The 12,209-nt window shown below is 49.3% G+C and carries 10 protein-coding genes and 1 pseudogene; 10 read left to right on the top strand and 1 reads right to left on the bottom strand.

The window, feature by feature from the left end:
• The first annotated feature begins 16 nt into the window (after positions 1-16).
• From BMX45_RS28375 to BMX45_RS32295, 10 genes and pseudogenes are all read left to right on the top strand, one after another.
• On the top strand, positions 17-1,393 hold the full coding sequence (locus tag BMX45_RS28375) for an FAD-dependent oxidoreductase (RefSeq protein ID WP_090913846.1): 1,377 nt from the start codon (positions 17-19) through the stop codon (positions 1,391-1,393).
• Positions 1,390-2,397, top strand: a complete 1,008-nt coding sequence (locus BMX45_RS28370; protein WP_090913844.1) for an SGNH/GDSL hydrolase family protein — start codon at positions 1,390-1,392, stop codon at positions 2,395-2,397. The genes BMX45_RS28375 and BMX45_RS28370 overlap by 4 nt, the downstream gene beginning before the upstream one ends.
• Before the next feature lie 443 nt (positions 2,398-2,840).
• On the top strand, positions 2,841-3,449 hold the full coding sequence (locus tag BMX45_RS28365) for a hypothetical protein (protein ID WP_254778327.1): 609 nt from the start codon (positions 2,841-2,843) through the stop codon (positions 3,447-3,449).
• Positions 3,450-3,568: 119 nt separating this feature from the next.
• Positions 3,569-4,057 (top strand): hypothetical protein, encoded by a 489-nt coding sequence (locus tag BMX45_RS28360; RefSeq protein WP_090913839.1) that lies wholly within the window; start codon positions 3,569-3,571, stop codon positions 4,055-4,057.
• A 323-nt stretch (positions 4,058-4,380) separates the two neighbouring features.
• On the top strand, positions 4,381-5,421 hold the full coding sequence (locus tag BMX45_RS28355; RefSeq protein ID WP_090913837.1) for a Cfr family 23S rRNA (adenine(2503)-C(8))-methyltransferase: 1,041 nt from the start codon (positions 4,381-4,383) through the stop codon (positions 5,419-5,421).
• A gap of 164 nt (positions 5,422-5,585) precedes the next feature.
• Positions 5,586-5,849: a CD3324 family protein gene (locus BMX45_RS28350; protein ID WP_090913835.1), complete on the top strand. Its 264-nt coding sequence runs from the start codon at positions 5,586-5,588 to the stop codon at positions 5,847-5,849.
• Between the two features lie 152 nt (positions 5,850-6,001).
• Positions 6,002-6,232, top strand: a complete 231-nt coding sequence (rplD, locus tag BMX45_RS32300) for a 50S ribosomal protein L4 (protein WP_090913833.1) — start codon at positions 6,002-6,004, stop codon at positions 6,230-6,232.
• 274 nt (positions 6,233-6,506) lie between these two features.
• Complete coding sequence (codB, locus tag BMX45_RS28340) at positions 6,507-7,784, top strand: cytosine permease (protein ID WP_090913831.1); 1,278 nt, start codon at positions 6,507-6,509, stop codon at positions 7,782-7,784.
• The gene (locus BMX45_RS28335; RefSeq protein ID WP_090913829.1) at positions 7,753-9,021 is read left to right on the top strand and encodes a cytosine deaminase; all 1,269 of its coding nucleotides are present in this window, start codon (positions 7,753-7,755) and stop codon (positions 9,019-9,021) included. The genes codB and BMX45_RS28335 overlap by 32 nt, the downstream gene beginning before the upstream one ends.
• Before the next feature lie 143 nt (positions 9,022-9,164).
• Positions 9,165-10,487 (top strand): annotated as a pseudogene (locus BMX45_RS32295) (lamin tail domain-containing protein); the annotation flags it as partial.
• A 1,041-nt stretch (positions 10,488-11,528) separates the two neighbouring features.
• Here BMX45_RS32295 and BMX45_RS32035 read toward each other — a convergent pair.
• Positions 11,529-12,173: a nitroreductase family protein gene (locus BMX45_RS32035; protein ID WP_254778334.1), complete on the bottom strand. Its 645-nt coding sequence runs from the start codon at positions 12,171-12,173 to the stop codon at positions 11,529-11,531.
• Positions 12,174-12,209: the final 36 nt, after the last annotated feature.

The raw sequence follows: 12,209 nt of genomic DNA, 5'->3' as shown, positions 1-12,209 counted from the left end.
GAATGGGGAGGTTTCTATGAAAGGACATATTACGTTGCCATCCGCCAGCATTCCGGTCAGCCGCGAGGTGGATGTGCTTGTCATCGGCGGAGGCGCTTCGGGCATTGCCGCGGCCATTGCCGCTGCGAAAGAGGGGGCGAAAACAATGCTGGTGGAGCAGCGAGGGTTCCTTGGCGGCATGGGCACGGTTGCGCTCGTTCCGGCTTTCTGTCCCTTTACGGATAAGCGGAAGCCGATTATCCGCGGTCTCGGCCTTCAATTGATGGAACGGATGAAGCAGGCATGCGATCCTCAGTTCCGTGAGGAATATCAAGAGATGCTGGATTGGGTGCCGATCGATCCCGAAGTGCTGAAACGGGTTTATGACGATGCCATTCTGGAAAGCGGCGTGACGCCGCTGTATCACACCTTTGTTTACGATGTTGTCCTGTCTGAGGACCGCCGGAAGGTTGAAGGTGTCGTTGTCGTTAACAAAACAGGACGTTCTTTCATCCCCTGCAGATATATTATCGATTGCTCGGGAGATGGGGATGTTGCCGCATTGGCAGGAGTTCCTTTTCAGAAGGGCGGGGAAGCGGGCGAACTTCAGCCCGGCAGCATGTGCTATCTGCTTGCAAATGTGGACCGTCCAAGGTTCAGACGGTACCTGGAGGAGAGCGGGGATACGGGCCAGCTGCACAAGACGGTGGAGCTGGCGATCGAGGACGGTGCGCTGCCGGAGGGCCGCAAGTCGATCTCCGGCCTTGCTTGGGTCAGCGACTATTTGGTAGGCGTCAACTTCGGCCATGTATTCGGCGTGGACGGCACCCTTGCCGAGGACTTGACACGGGGGGCGATTGAAGGGCGCCGCACGGCGGAACGCCAGCTGCAGTTCTTCCGCCGCTACGTGCCGGGCTTTGAGCGCGCCCATATGGTAGCGAGCGGGGAGCAGCTCGGCATCCGGGAGACGCGACGGATCGAAGGGGACTATATCCTGACGGTCGATGACTTCCTTGCTGCGCGTTCCTTCCCGGACGACATTGCCCGCAACGCATACTACATCGATATTCATCTCGCCAACAGCAAAAGCGAGATGACCTTTAACCACCTGCCGCCCGGGGTTTCACACGGCGTACCGTACCGGATCATGCTGCCGGTTGGCATCGACAACCTTTGGGTTGCCGGACGCTGCGTATCCTCGGACCGAGCAGTGCAAGGCTCCCTTCGGGTGATGCCGAACTGCTTCTCCATGGGCCAGGCATCGGGAACGGCGGCAGCATTGGCGCTGCGGGACGGGACCGGCTCGCGCGGCATTTCCGTAGCCGAGCTTCAGCAGCGGCTGCTGGAGCAGGATGTATGGCTGGGAGAAAATTTCATTCCGGCTGATAAGCAGAAAGAAGGAAATGCGCCGTGAAGCAGCTTCCATTAACGGATGAGTGGTTTCACGGTGCCGTGTCGCTCGAGCACCGGGAGAATGGTATCAAGCCGTGGCGGATTCCTTACATGGATTACGAGCTGTATCCGCCTGCCGGAATCGATGGCAAAGCCGAGATATGTGCCGGCGTTCGCCTGCGGCTGCGTACGGACTCCACCGAGGTGGCCGTATCTTTTGCACCGCTTGCGGATGCCGCTGCCATGGATTGCATGGCAGGCGGGGAGTTATGCCAGACGCTCAGCCTGCCCGTCGGAGCCACAGAAGCCTTGTTCAGCGGGCTTAAGGACGGAATCAAGGATGTGGAGATTTGGCTCCCTCAAAATATAGGAATAACCGTCACCGGCCTACGGATTGATGTCCATGCCGTCGGAGTCCCGCTGCCGGACACCCGGCCTCGCTGGATTACGTACGGGAGCTCCATTACCCAGTGCGTCGGGGCTACCAGCCCCTCCCGCGCTTGGCCTGCCATTGCCGCCGAAGCCTGCGGCTTCAGCTTGACCAATCTCGGCTTCTCCGGCAACTGCCACATGGAACCGATGATCGGGCGTCTGATTCGCGACTTGCCGGCCGATTTCATCTCAATATGCGTTGGCGTGAACATCTATGGCGGGGGCACTTTAAGCCCTCGCATGTTCAAGCCGCTGCTGATAGGCCTGCTGGAGACGATACGCGAGAAACACAGGGATACCCCGCTGCTTGTCATTTCTCCGATCTATGGCACCATCCGCGAAACGAAGCTCAATTCGCTGGGCTTCACCCTGCCTGTCATGCGAGAATTTATCCGCGAGATCGTGGAGCTGCTAAGGGCTCGGGGTGATCGCCATTTGCACTATCAGGATGGCTTGAAGTGGTTCGGTCCGGAGGATGAAGCCTTTCTGACGGATGGCCTGCACCCTGGAGGCGAGGGATATGAGCTGCTGGGCCGGCGTTTCCGCAATCTTCATGAATTTGCGTTACGGGCTGTACATCGAAACGCGGAGTGAGGAGTTTCTATTATATTCGGGATAACCAATGGGAATCATGACGGATCAATTTTGGACTTTGTTTTGATTGGACGAAAAGAACTAGAAGACCTTAAAGCCGCATCCTATGCGGCTTTTTTGGTTTGTAGTAAATAAATTCATCACTTGACCGATTAGATTAACTACTGTCAGATGCATTTACTGCTTATTAAGCTAGCGGGAACTTTTATGGAATATATTGTCCATTTATGGTTGATGAATTGATATGCTAAACTAATTTTTCGACTGTAATATGAACTAATGTACGTTTTAATTTAGCGACTTTATATAGCAGATATTTAATAATCCTGCTAACAACAAGATGAATGTATCAGAAAGGAAGTACAGCTTTGCCTAAGCACATAAAGATCTACGCACTAATACTTATTATTATCATCTTTATAAACGTTGCGGTGCACAGGCATTTGGAAAACCAGGCATCTGTTAGATACAACAGCCTCCATTCCCTGTATCAGCTGAAGAACGACTCGGCATTTGCCTATTTAGTGAAGCACGCTTCTGAAACGATTCCGCTTGCTGATACGCTGATGGCGATTTGCGAGTCGAAGGAAAATGAAGATCCTGCCAAAATACGGCAATGGATCGATAAGGCGAAGATCCAAGCGGAGGAAATCGATGAGCAGCTATTAACGATCATTGAATTTAGCGATACCTTCCCCAACAACGCGGTCCCCAAGCTTTCAGTTAATAATACGGCAATGACAACGGATACCCAGGAGGACCTGTTTATTCTCGCTTTTCAGGCAAGGACATGGCGACCGTTATACCAAATAAGCTATTCGTATTGGAAGTCTAATCCTAAAACAATTGACGCCAAGACCAGAGAAACCTTGCGCTCGCTGGCGACTGAGCTCCGTGCGTTAAACCAAACGATTATGTCGTTTAAGGACGACGCGCATAACATGTTTTTCGAGGATCAAATAGAGTCCTATAAAGCGGAAATGCTGCGGCAGTTGAAACCACATCTTGAACGATTGAAAAAGATCCAAGATGACTTTACAGGTCAAAAATAAGACGAATGAATGGAATGGGCAGCATGCTGCATCCTAATCTAAAGAAGATAATGGGTTTTATAGAAAAATAAACCTCAGCCTGGTAAACTACCAATATAAAGTTTGAGGAGGAACCCGGCTTGAAAAGTTTTGTGAAAAATTTTGGCCGCAACACTATGATGTTGTTCATTGCATGTAGTGTCGGTTGCAGCGCAAGTGAACAAAGCAATCCACGCATCCCAGAAGAGATAGCAACGAAGGAAGCTGTTGAGTCCATGAATATGAACCTCCAAGCTGATTCAGGAACCGACGAATTAAGCCAAGCCGGAGAACGGTATGGGTCCAATATTATGTACTCCATTAAGATGTATCTCGAAAGACCGGAAGTTTCGCAAGCATTTCGCAATTCACTTGCCGAAACGATAGAGCTTGGATATGACTTGTATCGAAAGAAGGACATTCCGGAGTTCGAATCTTTGGTAATCCATATAAAAAAAGATAATCGCTCAGAGGTAAAGGAAGTATATGAGAAACTCATAACGATCTACCCTCTACCCACCAGAACAATCAAAGGCGCAAGCTTCAACAGCACTAAAGATGAAACAGTAAAGGCCGTTGAATCCTATTAGTGAGCCCGCCTTGACCGAAATATAGATCTTGTGTTAAATTTTTTCATGTAATAACTATGATGAACAATGGGAGGGATAAAGTGATGACTGCTTCTGAGATTGTAGATGTAAACGTGAACCTGTCATGTAAAGCGATGTTTGACAAGGTTCACAAAATAACAAATCAGATACCGGAACTTTATCCTTCTATGCATATATGCAGTTCGTGACTTATTTATAGTTAGTCTCTTATTTTTGTATAGGTATAGTTAGGTTAATGTACGCAAAAAAGCACCGGTAAGCTGGTGCTTTTTTGCGTTTTCTCCGTTTAAAGGGAGATAGAAATGAAGTATTTATCTAAGTATGAAAAAATACGTATGATCTTATCGGCTCTAAATCAACCGAATTATAGATATTCGCAAATAACAGAGGCAATCTTCAAGAACAAGATCGGAAATTTCGAAGCAATGAACAATTTGCCTAAGCCTTTAAGAAATGAATTAATCAAAGAGCTTGGAAACAATGTGTTAAGCATCACACCAAAACTGGAGCAAAAATCCAACCAAGTAAGCAAAATTCTGTTTGCTGTCCCAGGCGAAGAATACATTGAATCCGTAAGGTTAAGTTATCAAACGGGCTGGGAATCCTATTGTATCTCTTCGCAGTGCGGTTGCGGATTTGGTTGTACATTTTGCGCTACAGGAACACTCGGTTTGAAGAGGAATCTCACAACGGATGAAATAACGGATCAACTGCTTTATTTTACTTTGAATAACCATCCCTTGGACAGTGTGTCTTTTATGGGGATGGGAGAGGCACTTGCAAATCCGTATGTATTTGATGCATTGCATGTGCTGACGGATCCTAAACTTTTCGGTTTAGGACATCGAAGAATTACGGTTTCTACCATAGGTTTAATACCTGGAGTAAAAAAGTTGACGAAGGAATTTCCACAGATTAATTTAACGTTCTCGCTTCATTCACCATTTCATGATCAGAGAAGCGAGTTAATGCCCATTAACAATCATTTTCCATTAGAAGAAGTTATGACCGTGTTGGACGAGCATATTCGGCAAACAAAACGAAAGGTTTACATTGCTTATATCCTGCTAAGGGGTATCAACGATTCAACTAAACATGCTGAAGCCGTTGCTGATTTGTTGCGTGGAAGAGGGTCATGGGAACATTTATATCACGTCAATCTAATTCCATACAATTCCACTGATGCCACATCACAAAGTTTTGTAGAGTCGGATCAGAACAGCATCAATATGTTCCTTAGAATCTTGAAGTCAAAGGGAATCCATGTCACCGTGAGGACCCAATTCGGATCAGACATCAACGCAGCATGCGGCCAACTATATGGATCAAACGGTAACATTTAATAAGTCGATCAACTAACCTGGAGGAATACAATGTTCTTAAAAAATACATCTATAACACATGTGATTCTCCATGCAGAGCCGGTTTTAAGAATTTGCATGGAGCAGTCAACACAATAGAAACTGGCTTTGCTGCTTGAACAATAATTTCAAGGAGTGAGTCGTTCGTGAGATATATTAATGCTTCTGTCGTCTTGCCGGAGGAACTAGTTGAACAATTACAGGAATATGTCCAAGGAGAATACCTCTATATACCAGCCGGAAAAAATGAATTTAAAGTCTGGGGAGAGCTGTCGGACGAACGAAAAGAGATTAACCAAAGAAATGATGCTATTGTGGATGCGTATTTATCTGGCGCTTCTGTCGAGGAACTGTCAGAATCATTCTTTTTATCCACCTATGCTATCAGAAAAATAATTTATCAGAAATAATTACCTACGAATCCCTTCAAGCGTGCTAAAATAGAGCACTGTTACTTGAAGGGATTTTATAAAAAATCCACTTACTTATGCGGATAATCAGGAGGTAGTTAACATGGTTAAACGTTTCTATTTATTATATGTAAGGTAAAATTACGAGTGAAATGGAGCTTGAAGAATCCATCTTCGGGGTGATCTCCAATGAATCGGTTCTGCATGAAGCTGTTGTTAACCATCTGGCGAACAAGCGACGTGGGACACATTCGACTTTAACTCGAGGCGAAGTTAGAGGTGGAGGTATAAACCCTATAAACAAAATAAAATGGATAGTTCGAGGACGGGTTCCATTTGGATGCCGCACTGGTCCGCATCAAAGATACTTAAGAGGATTTTAACCATTGGATAATTATAACATTGACAACTGTTGGTTTTTCCAAAATAATAGAATGTAATTGAATACTGGTACCTTTAATTCAGTCCAGAGAGGCTGGCAAGGGCAGCGGATTTTTATAATCACGCGTGATTCAGTGCGTATTCCGTCAGGGATGCTCTGTGTCTTCGCGCGGGTTATGATGTAATGAAAGAGGCTACTTGTCAGTGAAGACTTGACGAGTGGCCTCTTTTTTCTGCTTCTTTGGTATCAGAACACTTTAACCTGGAGGTATTCTGATGAGCAAACAAGATCAAGAGTTTTCGTGGCAAGCGGTACCGAAAACGCAGAGAAACCATTTTTGGAAGACGTTATCCGTCATGTTAGGGTTCACATTCTTTTCGGCAAGCATGCTTGCAGGGGGGACGCTCGGAGTCGGCTTGACGTTCATGGAGTTTATTGGAATCGTGCTTGCGGGTAATTTGGCACTCGGTATCTACACAGGAGCGCTGGCACATATCGCTGCAAAAACGGGCCTTTCCACGCATTTGCTGGCAAAATACGCGTTCGGTGAGAAAGGCTCGTACCTGCCATCATTCCTGCTTGGCTTCACGCAGGTCGGATGGTTCGGCGTCGGTGTGGCCATGTTCGCAATTCCGGTTGCCAAAGCGATGGATTGGAACGTGTATCTGTTGATCTTCCTGTTTGGTCTCGCCATGACGGCATCGGCCATCTTCGGCATGAAGTCGCTGGTCATTCTGGGTTATATCGCAGTTCCGGCCATTACCATTCTCGGCAGTTACTCCATGTTCAAAGGCGCAGATATGCTGGGCGGTCTGCAAGGCTTGCTCGATTACACGCCTGAACAGACACTGACCGCGGCAGCGGCACTGACCATTTGTATCGGCTCATTCATTAGCGGTGGAACCTTGACGCCCGATTTTGCACGGTTCTCCCGGACATCGAGGCAGGCGGTTACTGCGACGGTCATTGCGTTCTTTCTTGGGAATTCGCTCATGTTCCTGTTCGGTGCGGTTGGCGCCATGGCTTATAACCTGGCGGATATCTCGGAGGTCATGTTCCTGCAAGGGTTGATTATTCCCGCGATCCTCGTACTGGGTCTGAATATTTGGACGACCAATGATAATGCTCTTTACGCTTCCGGACTGGGATTTGCCAACATCACGAAAATTTCGAAAAAATTCTTCGTCATCGTAAACGGCATCGTGGGTACTATATTTGCCATGTGGATGTACAACAATTTCGTCGGTTTCCTCAATGTGCTGGGCGCGGCGGTACCGTCCATCGGGGCGATCATCATCGCGGACTACTTTTTTGTGAAGCGGAGAAACTATAAGCCGTTTGCCGACATGACTTTCAAGAAGGTAAACTGGATAGCGATGCTGGCTTGGGCTATCGGCGTGGCGTTTGCCCAGCTTGCTCCAGGCATAACGCCATTGAACGCACTAATCGGTACGGCGGTGGCCTACATCGTGTTCATGCTGATCGTTCCTGCGAAAGAATCTAATGAAAAGGGGAATACAAATGATTATACAGAACGCAAAATTGCGGGGTAAAGAAGGTTTGTGGAATATCGTCGTGAAAGACGGAAAGTTTGAGCTAATCACGCAGTCGTTGGAAGCAACGGCGAATGAGGAAGTCATTAACGTGGGCGGTTCGCTTGTGCTGCCGCCGTTCATTGAACCTCATATTCATCTGGATACAACGTTAACGGCAGGCGAGCCGGAATGGAATTTAAGCGGAACGCTGTTCGAAGGCATTCAGCGTTGGTCTGAACGCAAGGCATTCCTGACGCATGAAGACGTTAAGACGCGCTCCAAAACGGCGCTGAAGTGGCAGATGGCACAGGGCATCCAGCATGTACGGACGCATGTGGATGTCACTGATCCAAGCTTGACTGCAGTAAAAGCGATGCTTGAAGTGAAAGAAGAAATGGCACCCTACATTGACATTCAGCTTGTCGCTTTTCCGCAGGAAGGCATTCACTCCTACCCGAACGGTGCGGAATTGCTGGAGGAGTCACTGAAAATGGGCGTTGACGTTGTCGGGGGCATTCCGCACTTCGAATTCACGAGGGAATATGGCGTCGAATCGATGAAGGTTGCGTTTGACCTAGCCGAAAAATACGACCGTCTCATCGACATCCATTGCGACGAGATCGATGACGAGCAATCCCGTTTCGTGGAAGTCGTCGCCAAAGAAGCCTACGAACGCGGTCTGGGCTCCCGCACCACGGCAAGCCACACGACGGCGATGGGCTCTTACAATGATGCATATACCTACAAATTGTTCAGATTGCTGAAGATGGCGGACCTTAATTTCGTCTCCAATCCTTTGGTCAACATTCACCTTCAGGGACGATTTGACACGTATCCGAAAAGAAGAGGTCTGACTCGCGTCAAAGAACTGCAGGAAGCCGGTCTTAATGTGTGCTTCGGTCACGATGATATCTTTGATCCATGGTATCCGCTAGGCACGGGCAACATGCTGCAGGTGCTTCACATGGGCATCCATGCTTCGCAGTTGCTCGGTTACGAGCAAATCGTGAATTCGATCGATCTCATTACGAAAAACAGTGCAAGAACGCTGCATATCGAGGACGTGTACGGTATTGAAGAAGGTAAGCCTGCGAACTTCATCGTTCTAGAAGCAGAGAATGAATATGAGGCCATACGCAAACAGGCCGGCGTGCTTTATTCGTTCAGAGGCGGCCGCAAAATCGCGGAAACGAAGCCGCGAGACACGTCGATCATTCTTGAGGGCGGTTCGGAGAAGGTCACTTTCAATAAATAATGAAATGAAGTTTAAAGCTATCGCGTTCTTAGCGATGGCTTTTTTTATTCAGGATTCATTTACGAAACACGCGATTTCATTTGATACTCGCTTGATCCTTGTGCCTTAGGATTTTAGAGGAATAAAGCATAAAGGAGGAGCACATGAAGCGAAAATGGATCTCTGGATTATTATCCGGCATACTGATTGGCAGCAGCTTGTTCGAGCTTGCGCTTGCAAGCACCCCGGCCTATGCGGCCCCTTCGGGAGCGATGCCGATGTTGATCTCGGAGATTTATCCCGATGACCGGTCGAATCAGCAGACGATCGAAGGTGCGGGCGGGGCGGACTTATTCGAATATGTGGAGGTTTACAATCAATCGGGAGCGCCGATCTCGTTTAATGACGAGTTCAACATGCGTTACGACTATAATACGGGCGTGAAGACGTTGACGGTAACGGATACCGTTTACGGCGAGCCGGATGGGGTGATCATCCCGGCGGACAGCCCGGCCGTGCTCTGGGTGGAACGGACAAGCTCATCCATTACCGGAGCAGCCGCAGACCTGACGGAATCCGATTTCCGCCGGTATCATTCGATTCCCGACCAGGTACCGGTATTCAAGCTTCGGGGACAGGATGGCCTCAACAATACGGACCGCGGATTATACATAACCCGAAAAGGCGATGACGCCGACGTGATCAGCGGCTTCTATTATACTGCCAATGATGTTGGCGACGGCAAGAGCGTGCATCTTCAGCTGCCTCCCGGCGGTTCGACGATGATTCCTTACGCCAGGGAGGCTGCGCCTTCCGCCGGAATCGTTGACTTGGGCCAGCTATCGCCGCTTGACAATCGTGTGCCGGAAATCAATCACACGCCCATTGCTTCTACCGAGCGGACACAGCCGCTGACCGTCAGCGCAAGCGTCTATGACGCGGACGGAGATGCGCTGGTAGTTAAGCTGTATTACAAAACGGCGGTCAATAGTCCGTACAGCCAGATTGACATGATTGATCGGGGCGGTGATCAATTCGATGCGGTCATTCCGGCCGATCAGTTGACCGGGGATAAGCTCCAGTATTATATCGAGGCAGTGGATGGGCTCCAGCAGTCAAGATCTGTGGATTATGAAACGGCTTTAACCGGAGCTTCTGCAGGCGGGGACATACCGCGTATTCTGATCACCGAAATTCTTCCGAACCCGGCCGGGGATTACCGGTGGGGAAGCGGCAACCAGTACGAATACGTTGAAATTTATAATAACTCGGATCAGGTTTTGGACCTCAAGGATTACACCCTCTGGTATCTGTATCCGGGCACAATGGCGCCTAAGAGCTGGAAGGTACCGGATCATACCTCGATCGAGCCGTACAGCGCAGCGGTTATCTGGTTCGCGAAGGAGGCCGTGGCAAACGGCAAGGGATATACCACGACGGCGGACTTCAATCTGCATTTTAACAGCACGCTGAACGACAACGACATTATTTTCTACGATAATTCGAAAGCTTTGGATTTCAATCTTCCGAATTCGCTGCATCGCGGGATTGCCTTGTCCGCGCCGGGACAGGCCAATTCGTACATCGTACAGGCCTGGTATGATCCCAGCTCTCCGGACAGCCCGGACAGGCTGGTCAACGACGTCCGCAATGCGGTCGTTCGATATGCCTATCCGGATACAGGAACGACCATGAAACGTCTGGATAACCGGATGTACGCCAATCCTGGCAGCATTGATCCCGTCCAGGTGCCGCCTGTTGCAGGTGTCGACATGATTGCACCGACGTTGCAGCATGAGCAGACCGCCTATAACTTGGGCCAGGGACAGGCTTATCCGGTATCCGTGATCAGCGATGAGTCCCTTGCTTCCGTCGAAGTGCTGATCGGTGCGGCCACCGAGGAGCCGACAGCGTTTACGGACAAGCATGCGCTGAGGCTTGCGTCCCAAGAAAATGGCCTTTACGTCTACCAGGGTTCGATCACGCTAAATGAGATCGGCGTCTATCGGTATATCATTGAAGCTGCCGACGGCAGCGGCAACCGCACTCGGGTTCCATATAACTCTCGAGGCGGTTTGCTAACGGTTAACGAAGAGAATACGGGAACGGAGCTGCCGAACCCGGGGGTGTCCTTATCAAACGGCAGCATGATTAGCGGAAAGTCATCCTTCTATGCTTACGGCTCCCGGGCTGAAGACGACATCGAAGTTCGCTTTGAGGCCAATCCGCTGCCGCTTCGCAAGGCACTGCCGGGTAAGGTACAGCTGGGTATGCAGACCCGGGGGATCGATCAGATTTACCAAGCGTCGGCAAGCGCGCTGGATGCAAGCGCGGAGACGGTATTTTTCAGCCGCATCCTGCCCAAATACATCGACGGCGCCTGGTCGATGTTCGATATGGCTCCTGACCTGTTCGTCACCGGGACAACGGTTTCCGTGCATACCGGAAATGAGAATGCGCCATATCAAGTCAAAGACCATGACAAGGTATTCGGCAAGAACAACCATGATGATTTTGAAGTGATGAATCTACATCTTGTGCTGCCGGACGGTTCGGTGGTCAAACCGGATAAGGTACTGAACTACCTGGGCAACCTTGGGCAGTCGACCGTGGATTACCGGGAGGATACGTACTACGGATTTGGCGATGCGGATTACGGCAGCAACCCGAACAAGCCGATGATCAGCGACTTCCATTTTCCGATTCCGCAAGACAAGTTCACGGCAAGATATGCCGAGCTCGACACCGCTTCGGTAAAGGACGGGGCATATCCTCTGAGCATGTCGGTGAACGGTCAAGTCTTCCAGTCCATCGACGTGACTGTGGACAACACCGCACCCGAGATTGAAGGGATATCGTATGGGGAAGGCCGACTCCGCGATGAAAATCAGGTGAGCGGGAATTTCCGTTACTCGTTTAATGAAAAAATCAATCATTTTTGGGGGCATGAGCTTAACGAATCGGTTTTCCTTCATCTTGGTCATCATGCTCTCCACCAATCTTTGACGCGACTCCGGCGTGCCTGCGAAAAGACTGCGCCAGCGGGGCGTACCTTTGACTTCGTACAGGTTGACTGCATCGTTCAACAAGGATACGACCAGTTCGGGAGGTACCGGCGTTGTGTTGAATCTACGGATGGTTCTGCGTTCTCTTATCGATTGGGGAATATTCAATTTAATTCCTCCTTATAGAATATAGTTTACTAGTAA

Source organism: Paenibacillus sp. cl141a (assembly GCF_900109305.1).
GTDB classification, from domain to species: domain Bacteria; phylum Bacillota; class Bacilli; order Paenibacillales; family Paenibacillaceae; genus Paenibacillus_AQ; species Paenibacillus_AQ lautus_A.
Note: the sequence above shows the minus strand (reverse complement) of the source record. Positions and strands in the feature narration are given on the sequence as shown.

What these genes read in the sequence shown, in the direction of transcription:
- BMX45_RS28375 (WP_090913846.1), top strand. Translation starts at nt 17, where the DNA reads ATGAAAGGACATATTACGTTGCCATCCGCCAGCATTCCGGTCAGCCGC.
- BMX45_RS28355 (WP_090913837.1), top strand. Translation starts at nt 4,381, where the DNA reads ATGAAGTATTTATCTAAGTATGAAAAAATACGTATGATCTTATCGGCT.
- rplD (WP_090913833.1), top strand. Translation starts at nt 6,002, where the DNA reads ATGGAGCTTGAAGAATCCATCTTCGGGGTGATCTCCAATGAATCGGTT.
- codB (WP_090913831.1), top strand. Translation starts at nt 6,507, where the DNA reads ATGAGCAAACAAGATCAAGAGTTTTCGTGGCAAGCGGTACCGAAAACG.
- BMX45_RS28335 (WP_090913829.1), top strand. Translation starts at nt 7,753, where the DNA reads ATGATTATACAGAACGCAAAATTGCGGGGTAAAGAAGGTTTGTGGAAT.